General features: G+C 60.6%; 25 protein-coding genes and 1 tRNA gene. 14 read left to right on the top strand and 12 right to left on the bottom strand.

Annotated elements, in window-relative coordinates; all coding sequences use genetic code 11:
- Positions 1-82: 82 nt before the first annotated feature.
- Entirely contained in the window at positions 83-649 is a 567-nt protein-coding gene (locus O4H53_RS07865) for a hypothetical protein (protein WP_269362715.1), read from the bottom strand.
- A 227-nt stretch (positions 650-876) separates the two neighbouring features.
- On the opposite strand from O4H53_RS07865, the gene O4H53_RS07860 reads away from it, so the two are divergent.
- The 3 genes from O4H53_RS07860 (at position 877) to O4H53_RS07850 (ending at position 2,196) form a co-directional block, all read left to right on the top strand.
- Positions 877-1,158 carry a type II toxin-antitoxin system RelE/ParE family toxin gene (locus O4H53_RS07860; protein WP_269362713.1) on the top strand — a complete coding sequence of 94 codons (282 nt, stop codon included), beginning with the start codon at positions 877-879 and terminating at the stop codon, positions 1,156-1,158.
- A 12-nt stretch (positions 1,159-1,170) separates the two neighbouring features.
- Entirely contained in the window at positions 1,171-1,461 is a 291-nt protein-coding gene (locus tag O4H53_RS07855; RefSeq protein ID WP_269362711.1) for a HigA family addiction module antitoxin, read from the top strand.
- Between the two features lie 93 nt (positions 1,462-1,554).
- Positions 1,555-2,196 carry a hypothetical protein gene (locus O4H53_RS07850; RefSeq protein ID WP_269362710.1) on the top strand — a complete coding sequence of 214 codons (642 nt, stop codon included), beginning with the start codon at positions 1,555-1,557 and terminating at the stop codon, positions 2,194-2,196.
- A gap of 34 nt (positions 2,197-2,230) precedes the next feature.
- Here O4H53_RS07850 and O4H53_RS07845 read toward each other — a convergent pair whose 3' ends face one another.
- From O4H53_RS07845 to O4H53_RS07830, 4 genes are all read right to left on the bottom strand, one after another.
- Complete coding sequence (locus tag O4H53_RS07845) at positions 2,231-3,751, bottom strand: relaxase/mobilization nuclease domain-containing protein (protein WP_269362709.1); 1,521 nt, start codon at positions 3,749-3,751, stop codon at positions 2,231-2,233.
- Entirely contained in the window at positions 3,745-4,173 is a 429-nt protein-coding gene (locus tag O4H53_RS07840; protein ID WP_269362707.1) for a plasmid mobilization protein, read from the bottom strand. Before O4H53_RS07840 ends, O4H53_RS07845 begins: the two co-directional genes overlap by 7 nt.
- Positions 4,174-4,214: 41 nt before the next feature.
- Entirely contained in the window at positions 4,215-5,069 is an 855-nt protein-coding gene (locus tag O4H53_RS07835; RefSeq protein ID WP_269362706.1) for a hypothetical protein, read from the bottom strand.
- 155 nt (positions 5,070-5,224) lie between these two features.
- A tRNA-Arg gene (locus tag O4H53_RS07830) sits at positions 5,225-5,301 on the bottom strand.
- A 122-nt stretch (positions 5,302-5,423) separates the two neighbouring features.
- On the opposite strand from O4H53_RS07830, the gene O4H53_RS07825 reads away from it, so the two are divergent.
- Positions 5,424-6,458 carry a LacI family DNA-binding transcriptional regulator gene (locus tag O4H53_RS07825; protein WP_114273807.1) on the top strand — a complete coding sequence of 345 codons (1,035 nt, stop codon included), beginning with the start codon at positions 5,424-5,426 and terminating at the stop codon, positions 6,456-6,458.
- The gene (locus O4H53_RS07820; protein WP_269362726.1) at positions 6,455-7,681 is read left to right on the top strand and encodes a winged helix-turn-helix domain-containing protein; all 1,227 of its coding nucleotides are present in this window, start codon (positions 6,455-6,457) and stop codon (positions 7,679-7,681) included. Before O4H53_RS07825 ends, O4H53_RS07820 begins: the two co-directional genes overlap by 4 nt.
- Here O4H53_RS07820 and O4H53_RS07815 read toward each other — a convergent pair.
- From O4H53_RS07815 to O4H53_RS07800, 4 genes are all read right to left on the bottom strand, one after another.
- On the bottom strand, positions 7,661-8,434 hold the full coding sequence (locus O4H53_RS07815) for an IclR family transcriptional regulator (protein WP_269362703.1): 774 nt from the start codon (positions 8,432-8,434) through the stop codon (positions 7,661-7,663). The genes O4H53_RS07820 and O4H53_RS07815 overlap by 21 nt on opposite strands.
- Positions 8,435-8,469: 35 nt before the next feature.
- Entirely contained in the window at positions 8,470-9,879 is a 1,410-nt protein-coding gene (locus tag O4H53_RS07810) for a TRAP transporter large permease (RefSeq protein WP_269362701.1), read from the bottom strand.
- The gene (locus O4H53_RS07805; RefSeq protein ID WP_269362699.1) at positions 9,879-10,577 is read right to left on the bottom strand and encodes a TRAP transporter small permease; all 699 of its coding nucleotides are present in this window, start codon (positions 10,575-10,577) and stop codon (positions 9,879-9,881) included. The genes O4H53_RS07810 and O4H53_RS07805 overlap by 1 nt, the downstream gene beginning before the upstream one ends.
- Before the next feature lie 104 nt (positions 10,578-10,681).
- Positions 10,682-11,914, bottom strand: a complete 1,233-nt coding sequence (locus O4H53_RS07800) for a TRAP transporter substrate-binding protein (RefSeq protein WP_269362697.1) — start codon at positions 11,912-11,914, stop codon at positions 10,682-10,684.
- A 118-nt stretch (positions 11,915-12,032) separates the two neighbouring features.
- On the opposite strand from O4H53_RS07800, the gene O4H53_RS07795 reads away from it, so the two are divergent.
- The 9 genes from O4H53_RS07795 (at position 12,033) to O4H53_RS07755 (ending at position 21,439) form a co-directional block, all read left to right on the top strand.
- Positions 12,033-13,634, top strand: coding sequence for a GMC family oxidoreductase (locus tag O4H53_RS07795; RefSeq protein WP_269362695.1), 1,602 nt, complete (start codon positions 12,033-12,035; stop codon positions 13,632-13,634).
- Positions 13,635-13,806: 172 nt separating this feature from the next.
- A complete protein-coding gene (locus O4H53_RS07790; RefSeq protein ID WP_269362693.1) occupies positions 13,807-15,045 on the top strand; it encodes an NAD(P)/FAD-dependent oxidoreductase in 1,239 nt (412 codons plus the stop codon).
- Between the two features lie 31 nt (positions 15,046-15,076).
- Entirely contained in the window at positions 15,077-16,066 is a 990-nt protein-coding gene (locus tag O4H53_RS07785; RefSeq protein WP_269362692.1) for a TRAP transporter substrate-binding protein, read from the top strand.
- Positions 16,067-16,130: 64 nt separating this feature from the next.
- Positions 16,131-16,655 carry a TRAP transporter small permease gene (locus O4H53_RS07780; protein WP_269362691.1) on the top strand — a complete coding sequence of 175 codons (525 nt, stop codon included), beginning with the start codon at positions 16,131-16,133 and terminating at the stop codon, positions 16,653-16,655.
- A gap of 4 nt (positions 16,656-16,659) precedes the next feature.
- Complete coding sequence (locus tag O4H53_RS07775; protein ID WP_269362689.1) at positions 16,660-17,970, top strand: TRAP transporter large permease; 1,311 nt, start codon at positions 16,660-16,662, stop codon at positions 17,968-17,970.
- Positions 17,971-17,979: 9 nt separating this feature from the next.
- On the top strand, positions 17,980-18,915 hold the full coding sequence (locus tag O4H53_RS07770; RefSeq protein WP_269362688.1) for a hypothetical protein: 936 nt from the start codon (positions 17,980-17,982) through the stop codon (positions 18,913-18,915).
- Positions 18,908-19,645 carry a 5-oxoprolinase subunit B family protein gene (locus tag O4H53_RS07765; RefSeq protein WP_269362686.1) on the top strand — a complete coding sequence of 246 codons (738 nt, stop codon included), beginning with the start codon at positions 18,908-18,910 and terminating at the stop codon, positions 19,643-19,645. The genes O4H53_RS07770 and O4H53_RS07765 overlap by 8 nt, the downstream gene beginning before the upstream one ends.
- Positions 19,642-20,667 (top strand): biotin-dependent carboxyltransferase family protein, encoded by a 1,026-nt coding sequence (locus tag O4H53_RS07760; RefSeq protein WP_269362684.1) that lies wholly within the window; start codon positions 19,642-19,644, stop codon positions 20,665-20,667. The genes O4H53_RS07765 and O4H53_RS07760 overlap by 4 nt, the downstream gene beginning before the upstream one ends.
- Position 20,668: 1 nt before the next feature.
- Positions 20,669-21,439, top strand: a complete 771-nt coding sequence (locus O4H53_RS07755; protein WP_269362683.1) for a LamB/YcsF family protein — start codon at positions 20,669-20,671, stop codon at positions 21,437-21,439.
- On the opposite strand, the gene O4H53_RS07750 is transcribed toward O4H53_RS07755, so the two are convergent.
- The 3 genes from O4H53_RS07750 to O4H53_RS07740 are packed head-to-tail and all read right to left on the bottom strand — an operon-like array spanning position 21,436 to position 26,334.
- Positions 21,436-24,534 (bottom strand): FG-GAP-like repeat-containing protein, encoded by a 3,099-nt coding sequence (locus tag O4H53_RS07750; protein WP_269362682.1) that lies wholly within the window; start codon positions 24,532-24,534, stop codon positions 21,436-21,438. The genes O4H53_RS07755 and O4H53_RS07750 overlap by 4 nt on opposite strands.
- A gap of 43 nt (positions 24,535-24,577) precedes the next feature.
- Entirely contained in the window at positions 24,578-25,447 is an 870-nt protein-coding gene (locus O4H53_RS07745) for a sulfotransferase (protein WP_269362680.1), read from the bottom strand.
- A complete protein-coding gene (locus O4H53_RS07740) occupies positions 25,444-26,334 on the bottom strand; it encodes a glycosyltransferase family A protein (protein WP_269362678.1) in 891 nt (296 codons plus the stop codon). Before O4H53_RS07740 ends, O4H53_RS07745 begins: the two co-directional genes overlap by 4 nt.
- Positions 26,335-26,350: the final 16 nt, after the last annotated feature.

Here is a 26,350-nt window from a genome sequence, read left to right as displayed (position 1 = left end):
TAGATCAGACATGTTCACCGCTCGTTTTTGAACCGTGAATCATGCCGCTATGCAGAAATCAATGGGTCCAGAGCCTAGGACATTAATCTGAATTCTGTACGTTCGAGCTGCTTCCTACAACTAGTAATCCTTTGTAACGACCAATTCTAACATTGGGCTTAGAATAGCGTGGTGATGAGTAGTGCCTCCTAGCGCCGCTGAATTTGTCGTAACCAAATACGTGAAGCTGGAGCGTAACCTCTGGACATATGTCAAAAATGCCTTCCAAACTCGAACAGTTGACCAATTTTTGCCTCAAGCCAGAGGGTGGTTGGTCCACAAAATCAAGCCCATCCCTCCTGTCAAACACGCGCACTAAAGCTCGCCTTTTCGGATCAAGAACAGGGATCTGATTAGCATTGGTTTTGATGCTGAAGAAAATCCAGCCCCTTGCACCGTTGAAGTTCTTAACCCCTATTCGGGTCAAGACTGATACGTCCAAGACATCTCGCTTGCCTGAGTTTTCAAACGCAGAAAGATAAATATTGTTTTCGTTATCAATCTCAAGTCGGGCCAATTCATCCGCAAATGTTATTTTTGGGATCCACTTATGGTTTAGAAGCCACCAAAAGAAAAATGATGTGGCAAAACCAATAAAAAAAGACAGCACATGTGTGGTAACAGAATTTTCTAGAAACTGGTCTATTTTTGATCTTCCCCTGTTGTTTCAGACGCAAAGATGTGTCTGCGTGATCGGCTGTGATACATGGTAATGTATAAGCACAGCGCGTGCCACTTCAGAATATGATGCCAGATGTTTGGACCAGTTGGGGTTTGTTGAACGCAGTGGCTGGTATCACACCTTGACACATGTATCTTGTATTGATACATACGCGTATGATCCAAAGCACCAAAGGTAAGCTCGCTGCAAGTGCCGTAAAAGGCAAGTACGGCAAAGGCTTCCCCGGTGACTTGGTGAAGCGCACGCGGGCGATGCTTTCGGCGCTGGATGCTGCGGTTGTTGTGGAAGATTTGCGGTTCCCGCCCGGCAACCACCTGGAAGAACTGAAAGGTGATCGAGCGGGGCAACACTCGGTGCGGATCAACGGGCAATGGCGCATCTGCTTTGTCTGGACGCCGAACGGCCCCGCCGATGTCGAGATTGTCGATTACCATTGAGAGGATACGCTGATGAGCCTGCTTGAAGAACCAATGCACCCCGGTGAAGTCCTGAAAGAGCTTTACCTTGATCCCCTGGACATGGGGGCAATCGCGTTTGCGCGGCGTCTGGGCGTGCCTCGGACGCGGATTGAGCGGTTGATCAAGGGCACGACCGGGATCACGCCTGACACGGCGCTGCGGCTTGCTCGCGTGTTCAATACGACCCCGGCTTACTGGGTGAACCTGCAGACGAATTACGACATGGCCGTAGCTGCAAGAGAAATCGATGTCTCTAACATTGAGCCATTAGTCGCGGCTTAATACGTCAGCCTTAACTCGATCTCTCGTTCCAGCGCTGTTCGGGAGGCCAGCCTACCGTCTGCGGTAGTTATCCTTTCAATTTTGGAGCCAAATATGCTGTTGGACAAAGAGTTTGTTGCGATTGACCGGTTCTTGAGGCGCGTTTTGACCGGACTTCCCGAAACGGTACCAGACACCGCATCAGAACAACAAAAGGCAAAGTACAAGGCACGGGAGAAGATAATCCGCGACGAAGTCCAACCACATTTTGATGCTAGAGGATCATCTGTCACCGAAGCTTCATTTCAGATTTTTGCAGTCCTTGATGGGAAAGCAAGCGCGCTGCTAACTCATATCTCTGTCATGATTGCAGCTAACGCTCTGCTTTTGGGGACAAAGTCCTCATCGACCCTAGACTGGTTGTCTGTTGGTTTGCTTTTCCTGTTTGTGGTATTGGCACTACTCGCGTTACGACTTCTGCGTTTTTGGGCTGACAACTTTCCGACGGTTGGAGAGAAGTTCAAGACAGGAAATCAGCTGGCTCAAGAGGTTGAAAGAAGTTTTAGAAAAGAAGTGTTTTTTCGAACAAAGCTGTACAGACTGACTTTGAATTTCACATCAGTATTTACATTTCTAAGCGCAATCCTGATTATTTGGTATGGAGCTGAGTTGGCGACTGGAGTTGACGCAGACCCACATGATTGCGTCGAACAAACTGAAAAATGTTCGCAGGGAGCGATAACTCAAAAACAATGAGTTTTTTTAAGATCCTTAGCTGAGGATGATCACATCAATGCGTCAGCCCCCGATCCATCTCGACCTCCCGCGTCTCTAGCTCTGTCTCAACCTCTCTTCGGCGGCTTTCACTAATTTCAAGCTGGTCTCGAGTTGCGTGCGCAGCTTCCCGTAGTTCGAGCCCTCGTTCAGCAAGCCGTGCAACGCAGCCACGGACGCCGTTTGCGATTGAATGAGCACCAACACACAGGCGGCCAATCCATCCATCTGGCTCTGCATCCTGGTCGTCGAGCGCTCCTCTAACCCGCTCAATTCCTTTGCTGAGACCTCGCAGGCCGTCACCAGCCGCTCGACGCAGGCGAGCAAGTCGCGTTCCAAGGCTGTCAGGGGTGTCATCTAATTCTCCTCGATCTTGATGCAGGTCACTGATCTGCCGCCCAGCGTGCAGGTCCTCAGGCGTGTCTTGGTCGGATCCAGCACCAGCCAGGTCCCGTCCTCCCTGTCGATCCGCGTCAGGCCCAAGTCCGTCAGTTCCGAGCTGGCTAGCATCAGCGTCCAAAGCAAGCTCGCGGCCATCATCGAGACAATCCCCGCCAAGAACGTCCCCGTGATCAGCCAGGGCGAGATCGTCAGCCAGCTCTTGTTCTGCCTCAGAAAGGTGCGGGTATCGATCTCGATTGTATGCTGCGCGTTGGTCGCAATGCTGTTCAAATCGGTCCTGAAGCTCTCCAATTGCGATGCCATCGAGGCGGCGTAGTCCTGCCTGATCGTCTCCAGCTCCGCGTTCAGCTTCTCGCTCAGCCGGGTCGGCTTGCCAGTCTTCATGGAAGATCTCTCCTTTCAAACGCCAGCGCTCGCCGGTGTCAGGGTCTTGGGCGGTCAGGTAGGCTTTGCCTGCGCGGGGCAGGTCGAAGCCTGCGTCGGCGAGGGCATCGAGCATGCTTGCGCGGTCCGATATCAGGCCGACGCTGATCTGGTCTTGAAGCCACGCATGCAGCTCGTCGCGGCCCTGAGCGCGCGTTGACGTCTCAATGGTGTCGCGGACCTCTTGGACCCGCTCTAGCTCCATCGGATCGGCCCAGTCGTGGCGCTGGTTCATGACATCGCGCAGGCTGTCGAAGGCTTTCTCATAGCCCGGCGGCGCAATGTTTAGGCTGCGGCCCGAGGTCAGCTCCAAACGCGGCGTGCAAAAATGAAGCTCGACGCGGTCTTCGTGGGTATGTCGGACCCAGAGCACGTCATATTGCGTCGGGTCCAGCCCCGCGAAGGCCAGCCGCTCGAAGTGGTCCATGACCTCGGCCTGCTGTTCTTCGGTCGGAGCATCCTCGGCGGCAAAGCTGATCACGCCTGCCCGGTAGGTCCATTGGTGGCGGTTGGCGTCGATCAGGGCTTCGGTGCGGTCAGGATTGCCGCGCAGGACCTCGGGCAAGGGTTCGCGGGTGACAGTGACAGGCTGGCCGTCTGCACCGCGGATCAAGTCGCGGTTGTCGTCGTAGGCCAGCACTTTGTCCGCGACGAGGTAGCCGACCGGACCAGCGCCCGCGCCTTTGCCGTTGCGGAAGAACTTGATCAGCATCTGCGTGCGGCCTCGACGATCTGGGCAAGCTGGCGCTCGATGGTCAGCAAGCGGCGGGCAACGGTGAGCGCATCGAGATCGACACGGCCCACCAGCATCGCGCGATTCAGCCAGCGGGCGATCTGGTTGAGGTTGCCGCCTATGCGGCCAACCGCCAGCACCAACGCCGGATCGACGCGGGGGATGGGCTTGCGACGGCGGGCTTCGGTGAGGCCAAGCGCCTCCCGCAGAAGGGTCGCGGCGGGCAGACCAGCCGCCTCGGCCTTTGCGCGCAACTGGGCCTTCTCTGCGGCGGTGCACCGAAAGACGAAGGTCTCGGTCAGCGGCTCTTTGGTGCGGGGTTTGCCCGCGCCGGTGGGGTTCGAAGGGGAGGCGTGCCGCCCCTCGCAAGGTCCCGTGTCAGCAGCGCCAGCGTATGACATGGGTCGCCTTGCTGTTTGCTCTTCGGTGGGATCGGTGGCGGTCATGCTCTGAGGCCTGCGGCTTGGATTTGGGCCTGTGTCACCAATTTTGAGGCAAGCAAAGCCGTCACTTGGGTGTCCGTGATGTGTTTGCACATCGGGCTGCGATCACTGATCCAGCAGGCCAGCCGCTCATGGTGGTCGGCCTGCAATGCTGCCGCCTTTTCTCGGTCTTCGGCTTGCCTCTCGACATAGGCCTGCCAGCGCCGCGACTGGAACCAGTTGTCGGAAAAGCAGACCTTGGAGCGGGTGAAACCTGTGCTGTCGGTGGCATAGGCTTGGACGGCCTGCCGCAAGTCTTCCGGTGCAATCCCTTCCTTCATGGCCTCTTCGATCTGGGCAAGACAGGCCGCTTTGCCTCGAAGGCGATCCGCTGGATACGCCGCCAAGATCTTCTCAGCTTCTTCATCCGCCACTGCCTCGCGCTTGCGCGTAGGTGGTTTATGGATGGTTTTAGGATGGTTTGGGGGCCGTGGTGGCCCCGGTACCCCGGCCACAGTGGCCCCCGTACCGGGGCCAGACTGGACGGGGGCCATTGTGGACCCCGTCTCAATCTCGGGCTCTGCGGTCGGTTCCAGCGCCTCGACCTTGGCCAGATCGATCCGGTAAACGACGGTGAATCCGTTCTTGCAGGTGCGCGAACCGGTCTCGACCAGGATGCCTTCCTTCAAAAACGCGCGCATGGCTCGCTTGACTGTGGTCTCGCCAAGCTCGGTGTGTCGCTGAATCGTACCCTTCGAACACCAAATGCCGGAACCATCATCGCTAGCCTTGTCCGCCAGAAACATGATGATCTGCTTGCGCGTTGCGCTACCGAACTTCCGTTCCGCGCATGTGTTTGCAACTCGCCAGCTCATTGGAAAGCCCCAAAGTGCGCAAAGACGTGCGAATTTTGTACAGGTTTTGTACGAGAATTCCGCCGTTTCAGCAGAATTCGGCCCGAAAGCTCACGGGACTTTCTGCACGCTCTTGCACAAAGCCCTGTAAATAAGCCATATTTTTCAGGTGTTTTTGGTGACCCCGGCAGGATTCGAACCTGCAACCTGCCCCTTAGGAGGGGGCTGCTCTATCCAGTTGAGCCACGGGACCGCCGGGGAAGGGTCTAGCGCAGTGCGGCGGGCTTGTCATCGGCAGAAACGAAAACAAAGCCTGCGCTTGATCGTTGCCCATGCTTCGCGCTAACTGGTTGTTGAGTAATCAGGAATGAAAATTTGACCACATCTTCCAAACGGCCGCTTACCCTCCGCGATGTATCCGAGGCCTGTGGCGTCTCGGAAATGACCGTGAGCAGAGTTCTGCGCAAGAGGGGGGATGTATCGGAAGCCACACGCAACCGGGTGCTGGCGGCGGCAAAGGAGCTGGGATACGTGCCAAATCAGATTGCTGGGTCGCTGGCCTCTCAACGGGTGAACCTGGTGGCGGTCATCATCCCGTCGCTGTCGAACATGGTTTTTCCCGAAGTTCTGAATGGCATCAATCAGGTCCTTGAGGACACGCCGCTGCAGCCCGTGGTCGGCGTAACGGACTACCTGCCCGAAAAAGAGGAGCGGGTGCTTTACGAAATGCTGTCGTGGCGGCCGTCGGGGGTGATCATCGCCGGGCTGGAACATTCTGACGCGACCCGCGCCATGCTCAAGAACGCTGGCATTCCCGTGGTTGAGATCATGGACACTGACGGCCGGCCCGTTGACGCGATGGTGGGTATCTCGCATCGCCGGGCGGGGCGCGAGATGGCCAATGCGATCCTCAAGGAAGGATATGAGCATATCGGCTTCATGGGGACCAAGATGCCGCTGGACCACCGCGCGCGCAAACGGTTCGAAGGCTTCACGGAAGCACTGGCCAAGGCGGGTGTGGAGATCGAGGATCGCGCGTTCTATTCCGGGGGGTCCGCGCTGGCCAAGGGGCGGGAAATGACGCAGGAGATGCTGGAACGCTCTCCGGATCTGGATTTCCTGTATTACTCCAACGACATGATCGGCGCAGGCGGCCTGTTGTATCTGATTGACCAGAAAATCGACATCCCGGGCCAGATCGGCCTGGCCGGTTTCAACGGGGTCGAGCTGTTGCAGGGGCTGCCACGGCAACTGGCGACGATGGACGCTTGCCGGAGCGAGATTGGCCAGGCTGCGGCAAAGATCGTTCTGAACTACACCTCCGAGACTCCGGACCCGGATGTGCCGACGCAGGTGACCATGACGCCGACCCTGTCCTACGGGGACACCCTGCGCCGCCATCGCCGCTGACCATGCTGACCCTGGGCAACGGCCAGGCGCGGCGGATATTCCTTGACCGGCACTGCCTGTCCGCCCCCCCTGTCGGCGAAGCAAGGGGTGCGGCACTGCACGGGCTGATCCATGACCTTGGCTTTGTGCAGCTGGACAGCATCAACACCGTGGCCCGCGCGCATGACCTGATCCTGTTTTCGCGCAGGCAACGATACCGGCCGAAGGCGCTCAAGAACCTGTACGAACGTGACAGGGCGCTGTTCGAACACTGGACACATGATGCGGCTGTCATTCCGATGGATTTTTATCCGCAGTGGAATCTCAGGCGCCAGCGCGACGCCGAAAAACTGCGCGCGCGGTGGCGCAACTGGCGGCGTGACGGGTTTGAGAAACGGTTTCAGAACGTGTTGGACCAGATCGCAGCCGAGGGGCCGCTGTGTTCATCCGATGTCGGAAAGGATGAAATACGCGGGTCCGGCGGCTGGTGGGACTGGCACCCTTCCAAGACTGCGCTGGAGTATCTGTGGCGCTCTGGCGCGCTTTGTGTGGTCGGGCGCGACGGGTTCAAGAAACGCTATGACCTGACGGAGCGGGTGATCGAGCAGCATCTGCACGACCCCGCGAATTGCCCCGATGTCGCGGCCACGATCGACTGGTGCTGCGATCAGGCGCTGGCACGGCTGGGGTTTGCCACCCATACCGAGATCGCCGCCTTCTGGGATCATGTCACCCCGGCAGAGGCCCGCGACTGGTGCGCAGAGGCGCTGGCGGCAGGCGCGCTGGAACAGGTGCAGGTCACCGGTGCGGACGGGTCCGTCAAACTTGCCTATGCGCGGCCAGGCCTTGATCAGGATCCGGCAGGCGACAAGGAGCCCACCAGCCGTTTGCGGGTGCTCAGCCCCTTTGATCCGGCCCTGCGGGACCGCAATCGTGCAGAACGGCTGTTCGGGTTCAACTACCGGATCGAGGTTTTTGTGCCGGAAGCGAAGCGCACCTTTGGCTACTATGTCTTTCCCATTCTCGAAGGCGACCGCATCGTTGGCCGTGTCGACATGAAGGCCTTTCGCGACGAGGATGTCTTGCGCGTCCGCGCGCTGTGGCCAGAGGGCAGGACACGCTGGGGCAGCGGACGGCAACGCGCCTTCGAGGCTGAACTGGAGAAACTGTGCAAGCTTGCCGGTGTCAGCGAGGTCGCTTTTGAGGACGGCTGGCTGCGCCCTTCAGCGCAGAACTATCTCTGACAGATCGGCGGCAGCGGATCTGAGCCGGTCCAGATGCGCCTCCAGGTCGCCGATGCTGACACGCTGCGTCGGGGCGTGGATGGAAAGTGTGGACATCAGCCGCCGCTGATCGTCCCAGATCGGAACGGCGACAGCGACCATGCCTTCCATGAACTCCTCGTCATCGGTGGAATAGTCACGTTTGCGCACCTCTTCGATGGCGCGATGCAGGGCGTCGGGATCGGTGAGTGTTCTTGATGTCTGCGGTTCCAGCGCTGCTGACGACAGGTATTTGCCCAACATCCGCGGCGGCAGGGTAGACAGGTACATCTTGCCGCTGGCGGTACAATGAAAGGGAACCGTTGTGCCGACAGGCAGTTGGATGCGCAGCGGCCATTTCGTCTCGACCCGGTCGAGATAGACCATCCCGTCCCGGTCCGGCATCGCGACGTTGCAGGTTTCGCCAACGTCTTCGGTCAGCGCGTTCAGCACCGCCAGCCGCACGGTCCGCAACCGGCTGGAGGACAGGACATTGACCGAAAGCTTGCGCAGCCGCTGCCCCGCGGAATAGGACCGCCCGTCAATGTCGCGCTGAAGGAACCCCTCCTGTTCAAGCCTGTGGAACAGCCGGTGCACCGTGGGTTTCGGCAATCCCAGAACTTCGTTCGCGGCGGTCGGCGTCATCGGTGCCCCGACACGCGCGATCTCTTCCAGCAAGAGCAGCAGGCGCAAATTGGTCGGTATCGCCTTTTCGCGTTCGCCGACATCATCCATTGCGCTTCATCCGTCCGGGTTATGCCGCACACCGATCAGTTCCAGAAGGTAAGAGCCCCGAACCAGATCGGAAAATGCTCGTACAGGTAACCGCCGGACAGCAGCGTTTTCGATAGAGAGGGGAAATACGCGACTGCGATCCACACTGCAACAAGCGATCCAAGATACATCGTCGCGTAACGCAGCAAGCGGAAATAAGGCACACCTGTCACACCGGAAGCGACGTAGAGGTTCAACCCGTAGGGTGGCGTGATAAACCCGATGGAGGCACCAACAAGGAAGATCACCGCAAACTGGATCGGATCGACACCCACGGAATGGGCGATGGGTGCGAGAATAGGCGCAAGAATGATCGTCACCGGCAGGGATTCCAGGATCATGCCCGCGACAAAGACGATGGCCATCGCCGTGAACAGCACGGGGTAATAGCCTCCCATGCCCGTCACGAAGCCCGAGATCACCGATTGCGCGCCCAGCAGCGACAGGATCTGCTGCATTACCACACTGACGGCGATCAACGGTGCAAGGATGCCGGTGATCTGTGCCGACCGCACCACGATGGCGGGGATATCAAGCGGCGTGAACCCTTCGACAACCACCATGGAGGCGAGCGATTTCGCCTCCACCGGGGTGTCGGGCTTGCTGCCCATCAGCTTGTTCAGGGGCCAGGACAGCACCCCGACGATGATGCAGAAACCCACCGTGACCCCTGCCGCCTCGGTCGGAGAGAACTTGCCGGTGTAGATGCCCCAAAGCACCAGACCGATGGCAAAGAAGCCCAGCCAGGCACCAACGGCAGTCTTGAAGACGCGCCACGGGCTCAGCGCGATCAGAAACCCCCATTTGTTCACGGTGCATATGATGAAACATGCCGCCATCATTGCCAGGACCATCAGGGTGCCGGGCACAATGCCTGCGATGAACAGATCAGAAATCGGCAGGTTCATCAGGAATCCGTAGACGATAAAGATGATCGACGGCGGGATGATGATGCCGACCGTGCCGCCTGCCGCCGCTGTCGCTGCGGAAAACCGTTCGTCATAGCCGCCCTTGACCATCTCGGGATGCAGCATGGACCCGATTGTCGCCGTGGTGGCGGAGTTCGACCCGGAAATCGCGGCGAAAAGCCCGCAGGCCCCGATGGAGGCCATGGCAAGCCCGCCGCGCATCCAGCCCAGACAGGCATAGGCGAAATCCGACAACCGCCGGGCAATCCCCGATTTGTTGATCAGGTCCCCCGTCAGGATGAACAGCGGCATCGCCAACAGGGCAAAGCCCTTGTTGAAGACGTTCAGCAGTTCCGCACCGGTGTTATCCAGCGTCAGCCCCATGACAAAGGAACAGCCGACAACCCAGTAGAAGATGACCAGCAACACCGGCGTGCCCAGCATGAACAACAGCGTGACACCCAGCGAAATCAGTGTGATCCAGGTTCCGTCGGTCATCAGACATCCCCCCCGATGACAGCTAGCTGAATCAGCGGCCGACCCTCTCGATAATTGCGCAGATCCTCCAGCAGGTTCTCGATCACCCGGCCGGCCATCAGGATAAAGGCCATGGGCACAGTGATCAGGAACATCCATTGCATCAGGTTGTCGGTCCCCAGCACGATCTGGAAGTTGTTATAGCTGTTGACGGTGACCCGCGCGGTCGTGGTGACGACGATGATGCAAAAGCCCATCCACAACACCGCATCCAGGATCAGCGTCAGGATTTGCAGCTTTGGCGGCATGTTGGTGCGGAATTCGGCAAAGCTGAGATGGGTCCGCAAGCGCACGTTGAACGCGCAGCCGAACCAGGCCATCACCATGAACAGCAGCGGCGGGACCGTGGTGGACCAGGCCACCTGCCCGTGCCAGGCCTGCGGGATCCACCAGATGTCCGCAGCAAAGCGCTGGATCACCCCGACAAAAATGATCAGGGCAATGACGATATAGGTCCAGATCACGATGGTCCGTTCCAGGTGCCGGTCAAGAAAGGGAACCGCCCGGTACATGTAATAGACCAGGATGCCACCCAGTACCGTCATGGTGCCGAACACCCACCAGGCCGCCTCCGACCGATAGGCCTGTACGCTCGAATAATCTATGTCGCCGCTCAGGGTTGAGGTGATGATCGTGGTTGCGTCCGCCCAGATGGACATCTGCCTTCCTCCCCGGAAAATATATTGCGCCATCCCTCCCGATGGCGTGGTGGTATCAAACCGGCCCCTGTGGGGCCGGTCCCTTCGTTACGTGTCGGCCGGGTTCAGGCCTTCCACCAGCGCCGCGGCTCCACGTTTTCAGGCAGTGTATCGACGGGGATCTGACGGGCAATGTCATAGATTTCCTGATAGGTATCCAGACCACCGGCCCAACCGTTCAGACGCTCCCGCCATTCTTCCCAAAGCTGTGGCTGATACTGGGGCGAACACATTTCCTCGGCCAACTTGATCTGATCGTCGGGCAGGAAGACGTTGCGCACGTTGTTCTCGGCAAAGATCGTGCCGGGCAGCTGCGGGTCAGAGAAACCGACGGTCTTGACCAGCGCGGCCTCGTTCGCGGCCTGCACGTGAACCTGCGTCAGATAGGCCGATTCCATCACCGCGTCCTGCAGCGCACCATCCAGGCTGTCGAAGGCCGCGACGGACATGGCGGTATGCTCCGTTCCGCAGAAAAACTTGAGGTCGACCGACTGCGACACCACGGGCGACATATTGGCATAGGCCACGGCCGAGGCCCATGTCTCCGCCCCGTCGATCAGCCCCTGCTTGAGACCGTCAAGTGTCTCTTCCCAGGCCACCGGCACCGGGTTGAGGTTCAGCGCCTGCATCGCGATGCGGCCCAGCTGGGTTCCGGTCACGCGGTTCTTGGTGCCGAACATTTCCTCCAGTTTGGTGATGGCGGGCTTGTCCTGCCAGCCCAGCCCCATCTGGATGCCGCGCAGCTCGCAATGGCTGAACAGGAACTTCAGCCCGTGACGCTTCTCATAGGGATCGCGCAGCAGCTTGACCGACTCCGGGCTATACAGGAAATGGTACTGCGCCGCGCGGGACGGGAACATATAGGCATAGTCCAGCACGTTGAGATAAGGCGCGCCACCGGCGGAGTTCTGTGTCGAGGCAGCGTAGATGTCCACGATGCCCTGCTGCGCCTTCTCCACACAGGAGGTCTGGCCGCAGATCTGGTTGTCACCGATGAATTCGACCCGGATCTCCCCATCCGTCCGGCTTTCCAGATCGCGGGCGAATTCCAGACAACCGGCACGTTCGATCAGCAGGTTGCGGGCGTTGAACCCGGAAGCACCGAACTTGAACGTGACCTTGGGCTCTTTCGCGAACCGCTTTTCATAGGTCGATTCGGCAGCTTTCGCGAGATTGCCGAGGCTCATCGCGCCGCCGAAAGTACCCGCCGCAAGCAGGGTCGACGACATGCCGTACTGCCCAGCCAACCTGAACAAATCACGACGGGAAATGCCTTTCAGTTTCTCCTGAACACTCATTTTGGTTCCTCCCATTCAAGTGCTATTGTCAATTATTGAGACTTTTTGTTTCAAAAAACACTAGTATGGAAACGCGCATCTGTATACAAATTTCTTCAACGTGCGGAGGAGCAGTGGCATGAAAGCGGACTATATTGTGATCGGGGCGGGTTCAGCCGGATGTGTGCTGGCCAATCGTCTTAGCGCGGACCCGAAGAACTCCGTGATCCTGCTCGAAGCGGGCGGGCGCGATCTCAATCCCTGGATCCACATCCCGGTCGGCTACTTCAAGACGATCCACAATCCCTCCGTTGACTGGTGTTACAAGACCGAACCCGATCCAGGCCTCAACGGGCGGTCCATCGAATGGCCGCGCGGCAAGGTGCTGGGCGGCTCTTCCTCGCTCAACGGATTGCTCTACGTCCGTGGACAGCCGCAGGACTATGACCGCTGGCGTCAGATGGGCAACACGGGCTGGGGGTGGGACGACGTTCTGCCGCTGTTCAAGCGGGCCGAGAACAATGAACGCGGTGCCGATGCCTTTCACGGGGACAAGGGGCCGCTGTCGGTCTCCAACATGCGCATCCAGCGCCCGATCACCGACGCCTGGGTCGCGGCGGCACAGGCGGCAGGCTATCCATTCAACCCCGACTACAACGGCGCGACCCAGGAGGGTGTCGGCTTTTTTCAACTGACATCACAGAACGGGCGGCGCTGTTCGAGCGCGGTGGCTTATCTGAACCCGGTCAAGAAGCGGCCGAACCTGCGGATTGTCACCCATGCGCAGGTGGACCGCATCCTGCTGGACGGACGCCGCGCCACCGCAGTGCGCTATACCGACCGCGCCGGCAGGCCTCAAACAGTAACCGCCGACCGCGAAATCGTGCTTTCGGGCGGGGCCATCAATTCACCCCAGCTGCTGATGCTCTCCGGTATCGGCGAGGCGGATCAGCTTTCCGAACACGGGCTCACGGTGGCCCATGACCTGCCCGGCGTGGGCAAGAACCTGCAGGATCACCTGCAGGCACGGCTGGTCTACAAATGTAATGAGCCGACCCTGAACGATGAGGTCAGCACATTGATGGGGCAGGCGCGCATCGGGTTGAAGTATCTGATGTTCCGGGCTGGGCCGATGACGATGGCAGCCAGCCTCGCGACCGGCTTTCTCAAGACCCGCGAAGATCTGGAAACCCCCGATATTCAATTCCACGTTCAGCCCCTGTCAGCAGAGAACCCCGGCAAGGGGGCCGACAGGTTCTCGGCCTTTACCATGTCGGTCTGCCAGCTGCGCCCTGAAAGCAGGGGCGAGATCAGGCTGAACTCCGCCAGACCACGTGACTATCCCCGGATCATTCCGAATTATCTGAGCACGGACACCGATTGCCGGACCGTCGTGGAAGGCGTCAACATCGCCAGGCGCATTGCACGCCATGCCCCCCTGACCAGCAAGATTTCACAGGAATACCGCCCCGACGCCAGCCTGCCGATGGACGATTACGATGCCACCCTCGACTGGGCACGCAGCAACAGCGCGTCGATCTATCACCCCACCGGCACCTGCAAGATGGGCGATGGCAAGGACGCGGTGGTCGACGCGCGCCTGCGGGTCCACGGCATCGCGGGGCTTCGCGTTGCGGATTGCTCCATCATGCCGGAAATCGTTTCCGGCAACACCAATGCACCTGCGATCATGATCGGTGAAAAGGCCAGCGACATGATCCTGCAAGACGCACGCGGCTGACCGTCAAAACCCTCCTTGCCCGCTCCGCAATCACATCGGATACCGACATGAGGATGCCCCGGCTGGTCCAACGATGACATTTTACAAACATTTTGTTGATGTTTTGTGAATTCGTGTAATGATGCTCCGAGAGAATCAAAGGCACGACATTCATGACCCGAAAGCCCGCCAAATGAGCCGCCAAATCGTCGTGATCGGCGCAGGCATTGTTGGTATATCGACCGCGATCTGGCTGCGCCGGGCGGGTGTTGAGGTGACGGTCATCGACCGGGGCCTGCCCGGCACCGGCACATCTCATGGCAACGCAGGGGTGCTGGCGTCATGCTCCATGGTGCCTGTCACCGCGCCCGGCCTGCTGCACAAGGCCCCGATGATGCTGCTCAACAACAATTTCCCGCTGTTCCTGCGGTGGTCATACCTGCCCCGGCTGCTGCCATGGCTGCGTCGCTACATGGCGAATGCCAACGATACCGACACCCGACGGATCGCCAAGGCACTGACCCCGATCGTCGGCGACAGCGTCGAACAGCACAAGAGCCTCTGTGGCGAACTGGGTCTTGGCGACTGGGTGACCGACAGTGACTACTGCTTTGCCTACAGCGACCGCGCCGCATTCGCGGCGGACAAATACGCATGGGAGCTGCGCAAAGAAGCCGGTTTCGTACCCGAATTGATCGAAGGGCCGGCGGTGCAGGAATATGACCCCGCCCTGGGCCCGGACATCACCTGTCTGGCGGTGATGAAAGACCACGGTTTCATCCGCAGCCCGGGCGGCTATGTACAGGCGCTGGCCAAAGCCCTTGCGGATCGTGGCGGCAAGATCATGCAAGCCGAGGTCACGGATTTTGACCTGACGGATGGGAAGATCACCGGCGTGCAAACCAGCACGGGCACCATCCCTTGCGACGCCGCTGTGCTGGCAACCGGCGTCTGGTCGAAACCGATGATGGCCAAGCTGGGGCTGAAAGTGCCCCTGGAAAGCGAACGCGGCTATCATGTGGTCTTTGAGGGCGCGACAGGCGGACCCCGTCAGCCTACGATGATTGCCAGCGGGAAATTCGTGGCGACCCCCATGGAACAAGGTCTGCGCTGCGCCGGTATCCTGGAATTTGGCGGGCTGGAGGCCGGACCTTCGCGCGCGCCGCTTGACCTACTGCGCCGCCAGGTCCAGCGCGCCTTTCCCGGGCTCAGCGCCACCGGTGAAATCGAATGGCTGGGGCACAGACCCGCCCCCAGCGACAGCCTGCCCCTGATCGGCGAGATTGGACAAAGCCGGGTCTTTACCGCCTTCGGGCATCATCACATCGGGTTGACGGGTGGTCCAAAAACGGGCCGACTGGTCGCCGGATTGATCGCAGGGCAACCGGTCAACACCGACCTTGCCCCCTACCATCCTCAGCGCTTCAAATAGCGCCATTAAAAACCAACCGGGAGACGAAAAAATGAAACGCACACAGAAACTGATGGCAACAGCGGCAACAGCCGCCCTGACACTTGGCACCGCCCTGCCCGCATTCGCAGCAGAGAAATGGGACATGCCGATGGCCTATTCGGCATCAAACTTCCACTCCGAAAACGGCGTCGAGTTCGCCAAATGCGTGACCGACGGCACAGGCGGCGAGATCGAAATCACCGTTCACCCCGGCGGTGCGCTCTTTGCCGGCGCCGACATCAAACGCGCGATCCAGACCGGCCAGGTCCAGATCGGCGAGCGGCTGCTGTCCGGCCACCAGAACGAAAACGCCCTGTTCGGCTTTGACAGCATCCCGTTCCTCGCCCCCTCTTTTGATGACAGTGGCAAACTGTGGGAGGCTGCCAAGCCCGGGATCGAAGCACTGCTGGAGGAGCAGGGACTGCACCTGCTCTACAACGTGCCGTGGCCGCCGCAGGGTCTTTACTTCAAGAAAGAAGTGAACAGCGTGGACGATATGGCGGGCGTGAAGTTCCGGTCCTACAACAACACCACCGCGCGTCTGGCTGAATTGACGGGCATGGCCCCCGTGACCATCGAAGCCGCCGAGGTCAGCCAGGCCTTTGCGACCGGCGTGGCGGAATCGATGATTTCCTCGGGCGCGACGGGCTATGACCAGAAGGTCTGGGAAAGCCTGACACACTTCTACGAAGTAGACGCCTGGCTGCCGCGCAACTACGTCATGGTGAACGCGGATGTCTGGTCGGGTGTTTCGGACGCCAACAAGGAAGTGATCAACAACTGCGCTTCCGAAGCCGAAGCGCGCGGCTTGCAGAAGTCCAAGGACTACACCCAGTTCACCTATGATGGTCTGAAAGAGGGCGGCATGATCGTGCAACCCGCCAGCGAAGAGCTGATGTCGGGCCTGCGCGAGATTGGTGAAACCATGACCAACGAATGGCTGGAAGCGGCCGGTGAAGACGGCAAGACGCTGGTCGATACCTACAAATCCATGAACTGATCACGACACCTCGGGCGGCCCTTCAACGGGCCGCCTTTCCTGTTCGCACAAGGAGGCGGGTCAGATGACAGCACTGCGCAGAACGCTGGATGGACTTTACGTTGCGGCGGGGGCTGTGGCTGCTCTTTGCCTTGTGGCAATTCTGCTGCTGATCGTGGCGCAGATGGTCGCGCGATGGACCGGTGCCGTCTTTCCGGGCGCCGCCAGCTATGCCGGATATGCGATGGCCGGTGCCAGTTTCCTTGCCTTCGCCAATGCGCTGAACCGCGGCGCGCACATTCGCGTTTCGATCCTGTTGAACACGCTTTCAAAAGGGCCGAAACGCCTGTTGGAAATCTGGTGCTTCGGCCTTGCGGCGGCAATTGCCTGGTATTTCACCTATTACGCCTATTGGTTCGTCTACTGGTCGTGGAAGTTCAAGGAGGTCAGCCAGGATCAGGACGCCACCCTGCTTTGGATGCCGCAGTCGGTCATGGTCATCGGTGGCGCGATCCTTGCCATCGCGCTGACCGACAACCTGCTGCATGTCGTCTTTCGGGGCAATCACCGCCTCAGCCGCGACCTTGTCGATCAAAGCTTCGGAGAATGATGCCATGACCGAAGTCTACGCCATCACGCTTTTCCTCTTTGTCCTGTTCTTCCTGCTGGGCACCGGCGTCTGGGTCGGTCTGGCCCTCATGGGTGTCGCCTGGGTCGGGATGGAGCTTTTCACCACGCGCCCCGTCGGCGACACGATGATCACCACGATCTGGGCCTCGTCCAGCTCCTGGACACTGACCGCCCTGCCCCTGTTCATCTGGATGGGTGAAATCCTGTACCGAACGCGCCTGTCCGAGGACATGTTCAAGGGTCTCGCCCCCTGGCTCGCACGCCTGCCCGGCGGACTGGTCCATACCAATATTGTCGGCTGTACCGTCTTTGCCGCCGTTTCGGGGTCATCGGCCGCGACGCTGACGACCGTGGGCAAGATGTCGATCCCCGAGTTGCGCAGCCGGAATTATCCCGAAAAGATGATCATCGGCACGCTGGCCGGTGCGGCCACGCTGGGCCTGATGATCCCGCCGTCTCTCGCCCTGATCGTCTACGGGGTGACGGTGAACGAAAGCATCACCAAGCTGTTCTTCGCCGGCGTCTTTCCCGGCCTCATCCTCGCCCTGATGTTCATGGCCTATGTCGCTTTCACTGCGCTGACGTCAAAGGACTGGAAACCCAACGCCGAACCCTCCATGACCTTCGCGCAGAAGCTGGCCAATTCGCGGTTCCTGCTGCCGGTCTTTGCGCTGATCACCGTCGTGATCGGGTCGATGTACCTCGGCTTTGCCACCGCGACCGAGGCTGCGGCAATCGGGGTCATCGGTGCCCTGGTGCTGGCGCTGTTCCAGGGGTCGCTCAACTGGGACAGCTTCCGCGAAAGCCTGATGGGGGCGATGCGCACCTCTGCCATGATCGCGCTGATCCTCGCGGGGGCGGCCTTTCTGAAGCTGTCGATGGGCTTTACCGGCCTGCCCCGCGCCCTGGCCGACGGCATCGCGGCGATGGAGTTGACGCGGTTCCAGCTGCTGATGGCGCTGCTGGTGTTCTACATCGTGCTGGGCATGTTCCTTGACGGGATCTCTTCGGTCGTGCTCACCATGGCGGTGGTGGAGCCGATGGTGCGCGGCGCGGGCATCGACCTGATCTGGTTCGGCATCTTCGTCGTGGTCGTGGTCGAGATGGCACAGATCACACCGCCCATCGGGTTCAACCTGTTCGTCCTGCAAGGCATGACCGATCACGAAATGGGATACATTACCAGGGCCGCCCTGCCGATGTTCGCGATCATGGTGGTGATGGTCTTTGTCCTCATCTTCTTCCCCGACATCGCCACCTGGCTGCCTGACAACCTGCGCCAGGGGCCGTCATGAGGACTTGCCTTGATCCGGTTTCTTCATCTGGTGGCAACCCATGCCCGCGCCTGCCTGATCGCCGGGCTTGCGGCGGGGCTGCTGCTGCCGGGGCTCGCCCGCGCGCTTTATCCCTGGCTGGCCGAGATGGTGGCGCTGCTCCTTCTGCTGACCGCGCTGCGCATCGGACGGCGCGCGGCCCTGGGCGCGGTGCGGGACCTGCGCTGGGGGCTGGGCGCGATTGCCCTGCTGCAATTGGCCCTGCCGCTGGCGCTTTACGCCTGTCTCGTTCCCTTCGGATTGCACAATACACCCGGCGCGCTTGCGCTGGTGCTGACCTGCGCGGCTCCTGCCATATCGGGGTCACCGAACCTGGCCTTGATGATGAAACAGGACGCCGGGCGGACGATGCAGATCCTCGTCCTGGGCACGGCAGCCTTTCCGCTGACCGTGCTGCCCATCCTCGCGCTGATACCGCAGCTCGGCCCGGCACAGGCCGTCCTCGCCTCGTCATTTCGGTTGCTCCTGGTGATCATCGTCTCAACCGGTCTGGGCTTCGCGCTCAGACATTGGCTGCTCCGCGCGCCGACACCCTCCCAGATCAAGGCGATGGATGGCGCATCCACCCTGGCGTTTTCGATCATCGTCATCGGGCTGATGGCCGCGCTCAACCCGGCGCTGCGCACGACACCGGGGCTGGTCGCCCTGTGGATGCTGCTGGCCTTCGCAATCAGCTATGGCTTGCAGATCGCGGTGCTGCTGACCCTGCGACACACCCGCCTGCGACCCGTCGCAGGGCCGTTGGCCATTGGCGCAGGCACCCGCAACATCGCGCTGTTCCTCGTGGCGCTCCCGGCCGATGTGCTGGCACCGCTGCTGGTCTTCGTCGGTTGCTGGCAGGTGCCGATGTATCTCACGCCGATCCTGTTGCCCCGCCTCTACCGAAAGATGCTCTGCGATGACTGACTGGCCGCAAATCCGCCGCGTCGGGCTGTCCGGGATCCTTGTCACCTTCGCCGAAGCGATGACCGAACCCGCCAACCGCGCCGCACTCGCCCTGCGCGCGGCAATCGAGGACGCGGATTGGCCGGAGGTGACCGAGACAAGCACCTCCCTTGTCTCCACCTTTCTGCAGGTCAACCTTGCCGTGACCCCGGCAGAGGAAATGACGGAACGCCTGCGCGACCTGCTGACCAGCCGCGACTGGTACAAGGCCGACCTGCCACCGGGGCGGACCCTTTGGCACATTCCTACCGTCTACGGCACCGATCTTGCGCCGCAGCTTGAAGAGGCCGCCGAAGTCGCCGGTGTCGACCCGGACGAGGCGATCCGCCAGATCTCGGGCGCGCGTGTGCGGGTGCTGACCATCGGTTTCGCCCCCGGCCAGCCCTACCTGGGCGAACTGAGCGAGACCTGGAACATCCCCCGCCAGCAGGCCCTGTCAAAGTCGGTCCCCGCCGGGGCGCTGATCATCGCGATCCGGCAGCTGGTCCTGTTCACCAATGCCTCCCCCACCGGATGGCGCCATATCGGACAGACCGCGTTCCGCACCTTCCGCCCAGAAAGCGAGGATGCCTTTGCCCTCTCACCGGGGGACGAATTGTGTTTTCCCGCGATTGAGCCCGCCGAGCTGGAGAAGATCCGCAGCAAGGACCAATCCGGCGATGGCGGCGCAAGCAGGGAGGTCCTGGCATGAGCGCGACACTGACCGTTGTGCAGGCCGGTCCGGCGCTGAGCATTCAGGATTTCGGTCGCACGGGATACCGCGCGCAGGGGCTGACCAGGGGCGGCGCCGCCGACCCCATCGCCCTGCACGAAGGGGCTGCCCTGCTCCGCCAGTCGGCGGGGGCCGCGATCGAGATGATCGGCGCAGGCGGCACGTTCACCAGCGACACCGACCTGCGCATCGCGCTGACCGGGGCGGCGATGACCGCCAATATCGACGGGGCCGCGATTGTCTGGAATGCCAGCCACCTTTTGCCCGCCGGTGCCAAGCTGACCATCGGCGGGGCGACGGGCGGCACCTATGGTTACCTGCATATCGGCGGCGGGCTTGCCACGCCGGAACTGATGGGGTCGCGGTCCAGCCACCTGAGCGCCGGTCTGGGGGCGGCACTGAAATCCGGCGACACGCTGGCCATCGGGCCTGACAAGGGGTCGGAGACCGGCATGGCGCTGCCACGCGACAACCGCTTCGACGGCGGTACGGTACATGTGGTGGAAAGCATGCAGACCGTTCATTTCAACGCCGATACCCGCGCGCGTTTCACCCGGACGACGTTTAGACGCGATCCGCGCGCAAACCGGCAGGGTGTCCGGATGGACAGCGACGGTGAGGGGTTCTTTTCTGACGGTCAGCTCAGCATCGTCTCGGAAGTGATCGTGCAGGGGGATATCCAGATCACCGGTGACGGTGCGCCCTTCGTGCTGATGTGCGAAAGCCAGACAACCGGAGGCTATCCGCGCATTGCCACCGTGCTGCCAGCCGATCTGCCCCGCATCGCCCAGGCCCCGGCAGGTGCCGCAATCCGGTTCGCCTTCGTGTCGCTGGAAGAAGCCATCGCCATCGAAAAGCGTGCCGCCGCCGAGCTGACTGCCCTGCCCGGCAAACGCTATCCATTGGTCCGCAATCCTGCTGAAATGCGCGATCTGCTGTCCTATCAACTGATTGGCGGCGCCGTATCTGCCAATGCAAACCCATTTGAAGAGGGAACATGACATGCCATCCGTCGATCTGAACGCCGACATGGGCGAAAGCTATGGTGCCTGGAAGATGGGTGACGATGCGGCCCTGCTGGATATCGTCACCTCTGCCAATATCGCCTGTGGCGGTCATGCCGGGGATGCCGATGTGATGGCCGCGACCATGCGCATTGCCCATGACAACGGGGTCGGCATCGGCGCGCATCCCGGCTTTATGGACATCGCCGGGTTTGGCCGCAACCGCATGTCGGTGCCGCGCGCCACCTTGCAGAACCAGATCCGCTACCAGGTTGGCGCAAGTGTCGGCATGGCCCGCAGCCTGGGCGCTGAGGTTCGCCATCTCAAGTTGCATGGCGCCCTGGCCAACATGGCCTCGGAAGATGAAGGTCTCGCCCGCGATCTTTACGAAGCCGCGCTGAGCGTGGCCCCCGACCTCATCGTCATGGTGCTCTCTGCCACGGCGCAACAGAGCGCGGCAGAGGCGCTTGGCTGCGCCTGGGCCGGAGAGATCTTCGCGGATCGCGCCTACAACGACAACGCCACTCTGGTGGATCGTTCCCTGCCCGGTGCCGTGATCCACGATGCGGCCCTCGCAGGCAAACGGATGGTCGAGATGGTGCGCGCAGGGGCGATCATCACGGAAAGCGGCAAGCATATCCCGACGCGGATCGACACGATCTGCCTGCATGGTGATACCGCAGAGGCGGTTCAGATCGCTGCCGCTGTCCGGTCAGAGCTGGAAGCCGCAGGCATATCACTGGCGCAGTTCAAGGGGCACAGAGCCTAACCGTTGCCGGCGGTGCGGCTGATCCGGTAGATATTGCCTGCGTCAAGCTGGCCTTCGATGGTGGTTTCAGTGCCATCTGCCCAGCGCAGCGACAGCTTTGTCGCGCGGCCAGTTTCACCCAACCCGAAATGCACGCGCGGCGCATCGAAAGACATGAACCCGCCGCCCATCTGCACCTCGCGCATCTGGGTCAGCCCGTTTGCATCCGTCAGGCGCAGTACGGCACCGATGCCGTCACGGTTGCCCGCCATATCCGCCAGTTCGAACACGATGCCCCGGGTCTGGCTGTTGTTACGGAATACGACCAGCGGGCCGTTGACGGGGTGGGTCAGCAGGTCAAGATCGCCGTCATTGTCCATGTCGAACTGGGTCGCGGCGGCTGTCATCAGGTAATCTTCCAGCCCGAAGGGCCCTGAGGCTTCCTTGAAGGTGCCGTTCCCCTGATTGTGGAAAAACAAGTTGGACGGTGACACTTCGTTGGGCACCCAGGTGCCGTTCACGATGTATACGTCCTGCCAGCCGTCATTGTCGAAATCAAAGATCTTGGTGTCCCAGCTCCAGCCGCCGACATCAAGGCCAACCTCTGCAGCCTGATCGGAATAAGCATTTTCCCCCCAGGACAGCAGCACGTTGGACCGCAGGATTTGCGGGTGGGTCAGGGCGATTTCCTCCGGCTTTGGCTGACGCACCGGCATGAAATGAGCATCGCAATAGGCGCGGGGAATGGTCTGCCCCACGGGGATCAGCGTGCAAATACCGGGGTCTTCCTTCTGGATCGCAAGGTCCTTGACCAGCATGGCGCGGCATTCGTCCTTGTAACGTCCTTCCAGTTCCTGGCACCGGCTGGCGTAGGTCGGGTCAAAGTTGTTGCCGGACTTGTACCAGGTCTTGATCTCCATGTTCCTGGCGCAGGTGGCCTTGGCCTGGGGATCGGCGATGCCGTCGCAATATTGGTCCAGCGACTGCATCTTCAGCTTTCGGGACACGCCCGACGACCGGCCCGCGATCTGCGCAAGGTAGATCTCCGGTGTGCCGTCGTTGGACAGGTCCGCCGTCTTTACCGCCATGGTTGTGGTGGTTGTATGCGGGATCAGCCCCGAGGCGTGGTCGATCATCGACAGCCCGCCAGCGCCGTCACCACGATAGAAATAATCCGGGATGTCGAAATCGTTGCCGACCACCAGATCGGTGGCCCCGTCACTGTCAAGATCGGTCCACAGGATGCTCAGCGTCTCGCCCGGCAATCCCGGAAGATCGGTAAATTGCTTTCCCGAAAGCGCGCCGTCATCGTTCCAGATCACCCGGTTGCGCGATTCCTCACCCGGAATGCGGCGATACCAGCCAGCGGCCCAGTTCCCCAGTGCAACATCAAGATCGCCATCGCGGTCCGCATCGGCAAAGCTGAGCGAGAGAGCCAGTATATCCGTGTCCCGGCCCTGCACCGGGCGCAGGCTGTCCGCGCTGAACTGCCCATCTGCATTCCGCCAGATGTAATTGCCCTGACGATAGGTGCCGAGGAAGAGATCAAGCCAGCCATCATTATCGATATCCACCAGAGCCGACTGAAACACAGCCATATCGGCCAGCGGCCCCATGTCGATCTTCTGCCGCGTGAACTGCCCTTTCCCGTCATTCAGGTAAAGGTACAGGCCCACCTCGGTGGAGGCGATGGCGAGGTCAAGGTCGCCGTCACGGTCAATATCCCCCGAAGAAACCGACCGGCCTTCCCAGAACGGCGGCCACATGTCGCGAAAGGAAAACTCGACAGGTTTGTCGATGCCAATCGTGCTCGCCTCCATCCGGGTGAAACCTGTCTCGGCGGAGTCCGAAAGCGGTGCCAGCGGCTGGGAAGCCAAGGTGATCCGGTCCGCGTCCTCGCTGGTGACCTGCCAGGGATCGGTCCCCGCTGCCTCCGCAGCCATAAAGAGCGGCGCGTTGACCGGGGCGGCATTGCCCTGCAACAGAATGTCCAGGGCCCGTTCCGATTGCTTGTCATAATAGATTTGCGCGCCAAGCCCGGCGATGATCCCCAGCACGCCGACCGCGGCGGCCAGCATGCCAGCCGCCCGCAACCCGATGGCCTGCCAGACGATAAAGAAGGAATAGACCGAAAAGGTGCCCAGCGTGAACAGCAGCCCCATCACGTATCCATGTGACAGCCCCGCGCTCAGCAATGCCCCCGTGACCACCACGTCAAAGGCGATCGGCACCGGCAGGAACAACCCGACCAGCGCAATGGCGATCAGGGCGAGAAACGAGAACGACAGGCCGGTAATCATGTCCTGCGGCAGCAACACGGCGACCACCGTTCCCAGGAAACCGGCCAGCAGCATCAGGGGAACCGTCAGCTTGAGGATGTACCACAGGTTCTGCAGATACTCTTTGGCCACGTTCACCACAGCCCCCACCGGGCTGTTGCCCAGCCGCTTTCCCGCCATCAGTCCACCACCTGGGCTCATCGCGCAAACGACCTCGTCCTGCGGCAGTTCATTCCGTGCCAGAGTGCGGCAGATCAACGGCACGATGACCAGGATCACCAGCAGGCTCAAAGCGATCTTTGTCACCGCCATGAAGAACGGCAGGATCGAAAACGCCATCGTCAGCACCACAATGTTGAGCGTCGGTGATGCGATCATCGCAGAGAGGGTCGTTTCCGCCCGCAGACCCGCAGAATACATGCCCTTTGCAATCGGGGCGGCACAGTTCACACAAACGCCCAATGGCGCGCCGATCACCATGCCCAGAAATGAATTGGCAAACCCGCCCTTGAAGCTGCGCCGTCGCAGATAGGGGATCATCGTCAGGAAGGCGGCGGCAAACAGGACGCCAAAGGTCATGCCCTTCTTGTTGGTATTGATCCAGTTCAGCGTGGACCAGAAAATCCGTTGGGGCAGAGTCATATCCGCCGTGATCGGGAACTTGGCCTCGAAACTCAGTGAATCTTCAAGCTGGATTGCACCCGACATCATCGCCTTTTCGTCCAGCGCCGGATAGCGCGATCCGGTCCAGAACAGATAGGCAAGAACGGCAACAATCAGAACACTCAGGACAAGTCGTAGCGTGTGGGGGCCTGTCGGCGCGGATGTATCTGTCATTGTGAAACTCAATTTTCAAAAAATCCAATGTGCGCAAGATACCTCAATCTCGCGCATTCGCCAAATCCAATTGAAAGTCCGCTACCTCCCGCCGCAGATCGGTGGGAATGACCGACAGATCGTTTGTGCCAGCACGTCCGATGGTGGTCGGACGCACCAGATCCGGGGGCGGCATCGAATCCGCATTGCCGCCGGACAACGCCTTGATCAGATGCCAATAGCGCATCGGGTCGGTGCAGAAATCCTCGTATCGGATGACCATGAAGCGGCCCTGCATCCGTGTCTGGCCATAGGTCAGCGCGCGCCGGTTCGCGGCCAGCCAGTAGCGCAGCTGATGTACGGGCAGCGGCACATCGGGTTCAGGCGAAAGGCCAAGGATATGACCCCAGTTCTGCGCCTGCCAGGTGTTGCCGCTGAAAGCCATATCCAGCCCGTCCCGGACAATGTGGATGTAGCGAAAGTCCGGCAGCAGCTGATCCAGATATGGCAGAAAGACATGGGTGTTCGGTTCTTTCCATCCCCATGGCCCGCCCATGGCGACCGGCGATGCATCGCTTTGCAGCAGGTTCCGCGCCTGCGCGATCTTGGCCCCGCTGTCCCATGTCCCGTCTGGCAGCAGGTCCCGTTGCAGCGTCTCGATCAGCGCCTGATCCGGTCCCGACAACCCTGCAGCAAGGCCGAATGTCATCGCCTGCCGGAACAGCCTGATCGCAGTCACGATCTGCGACGCGGGCGGCGGCTTGTCCGTCCAGTTGCGACGTTTGAAAAGGACAGTGAACCACAGATTGTCCAACGGACCGTTCAGATCCTCGCCGATAAACACACCTGCCTGCCGCAACATTGCGGCGACGACCCGGGTGCCACTGCCACCCAGCCCCCCGATCGCCGTGATGGGTGCGGTCGGGACGTTCATTTAAGAAACGGCAACGCTGCGGCGGGCATACCCCCGACATAGATCGGGTTTGGAACCGGCACGGGGACAAAGCGTGCGCCGCGCAATTCTGTGTATTCCTCGTGAAAGGCCTGCAACGGACGTTGCCTGGGCGGTGCATTGGTTGCGATCCCGCCGTGCACCTGATGAAAGACGCCTTCCCCAAGCAGTTTGACCGGCACGACTCCGGGCTGTTGCAGCACCCGGTTGCGGAAGTCATGGTTACAGAACCCGCCCCCCGGTGACTGGAACGCCGGATCGAAGCCGCCCAAGTCGAGGAACCTGTCCCGGGAAAGGGCGATCCAGCTGCATTCCACCGGGAAATCGCCAAAGAAACCGGTGCCGGACGAGGGCGCTATCGTGGATATGTCAAACAGGCGATACCCGTCCCCGCGCCAGGCTGCCTGTTCCAGCAAGGCGTCTTCGACCGTTTGATTGTACCCCTCCTGCGTCGATTTGGGTTGCACATCCGGCCCCAGATGCCACGACAGCGCACAGACAACCGCCTCGGGATATGCGGTGAAAGCCGACAGGGTGTGATGCAAAATGCCGGGTGTTGCCATGCGTGCGCCATCCACGATCAGTGCCAGCACCTCGCCCTTGGCCATCTGCGCACCCAGGTTGATCGCGTCAACGGGGGACTTGCTGGCTGTTTTGTGGAAATGGTATTGAAACTGCGGCCCGAAGCGGGTCACGTCGGCCTTGTCCAGCGGCGCGGAAGAGCCATTGTCAATCACGATCACTTCGTAGTCGTCGGGCTTCACCCCGATCTGATGTGCAAGACTAAGGGAATACAGCGTGCGCGCCGCCTCCCGCCGCATGTTGTGCATGATCACGACAATGGACAGTTTCATGGGGGAAAGGTTCATGTGTGCCCTGTATCTC

The organism is Sulfitobacter sp. G21635-S1 (assembly GCF_027213915.1).
Taxonomy (GTDB): domain Bacteria; phylum Pseudomonadota; class Alphaproteobacteria; order Rhodobacterales; family Rhodobacteraceae; genus Sulfitobacter.
The sequence above is the reverse complement of the archived record's forward strand: the minus strand, read 5'-3'. Positions and strand labels throughout refer to the sequence as shown.

Coding starts and splice junctions, on each gene's coding strand:
- O4H53_RS07840 (WP_269362707.1), bottom strand. CDS start 4,173: ATGTCATACGCTGGCGCTGCTGACACGGGACCTTGCGAGGGGCGGCAC.
- O4H53_RS07805 (WP_269362699.1), bottom strand. CDS start 10,577: ATGTCCATCTGGGCGGACGCAACCACGATCATCACCTCAACCCTGAGC.
- O4H53_RS07815 (WP_269362703.1), bottom strand. CDS start 8,434: ATGGATGATGTCGGCGAACGCGAAAAGGCGATACCGACCAATTTGCGC.
- O4H53_RS07740 (WP_269362678.1), bottom strand. CDS start 26,334: ATGAACCTTTCCCCCATGAAACTGTCCATTGTCGTGATCATGCACAAC.
- O4H53_RS07755 (WP_269362683.1), top strand. CDS start 20,669: ATGCCATCCGTCGATCTGAACGCCGACATGGGCGAAAGCTATGGTGCC.
- O4H53_RS07775 (WP_269362689.1), top strand. CDS start 16,660: ATGACCGAAGTCTACGCCATCACGCTTTTCCTCTTTGTCCTGTTCTTC.
- O4H53_RS07860 (WP_269362713.1), top strand. CDS start 877: ATGATCCAAAGCACCAAAGGTAAGCTCGCTGCAAGTGCCGTAAAAGGC.
- O4H53_RS07750 (WP_269362682.1), bottom strand. CDS start 24,534: ATGACAGATACATCCGCGCCGACAGGCCCCCACACGCTACGACTTGTC.
- O4H53_RS07760 (WP_269362684.1), top strand. CDS start 19,642: ATGAGCGCGACACTGACCGTTGTGCAGGCCGGTCCGGCGCTGAGCATT.
- O4H53_RS07810 (WP_269362701.1), bottom strand. CDS start 9,879: ATGACCGACGGAACCTGGATCACACTGATTTCGCTGGGTGTCACGCTG.
- O4H53_RS07850 (WP_269362710.1), top strand. CDS start 1,555: ATGCTGTTGGACAAAGAGTTTGTTGCGATTGACCGGTTCTTGAGGCGC.
- O4H53_RS07845 (WP_269362709.1), bottom strand. CDS start 3,751: ATGCTGATCAAGTTCTTCCGCAACGGCAAAGGCGCGGGCGCTGGTCCG.
- O4H53_RS07795 (WP_269362695.1), top strand. CDS start 12,033: ATGAAAGCGGACTATATTGTGATCGGGGCGGGTTCAGCCGGATGTGTG.
- O4H53_RS07785 (WP_269362692.1), top strand. CDS start 15,077: ATGAAACGCACACAGAAACTGATGGCAACAGCGGCAACAGCCGCCCTG.
- O4H53_RS07790 (WP_269362693.1), top strand. CDS start 13,807: ATGAGCCGCCAAATCGTCGTGATCGGCGCAGGCATTGTTGGTATATCG.
- O4H53_RS07835 (WP_269362706.1), bottom strand. CDS start 5,069: ATGAGCTGGCGAGTTGCAAACACATGCGCGGAACGGAAGTTCGGTAGC.
- O4H53_RS07780 (WP_269362691.1), top strand. CDS start 16,131: ATGACAGCACTGCGCAGAACGCTGGATGGACTTTACGTTGCGGCGGGG.
- O4H53_RS07800 (WP_269362697.1), bottom strand. CDS start 11,914: ATGAGTGTTCAGGAGAAACTGAAAGGCATTTCCCGTCGTGATTTGTTC.
- O4H53_RS07765 (WP_269362686.1), top strand. CDS start 18,908: ATGACTGACTGGCCGCAAATCCGCCGCGTCGGGCTGTCCGGGATCCTT.
- O4H53_RS07745 (WP_269362680.1), bottom strand. CDS start 25,447: ATGAACGTCCCGACCGCACCCATCACGGCGATCGGGGGGCTGGGTGGC.
- O4H53_RS07855 (WP_269362711.1), top strand. CDS start 1,171: ATGAGCCTGCTTGAAGAACCAATGCACCCCGGTGAAGTCCTGAAAGAG.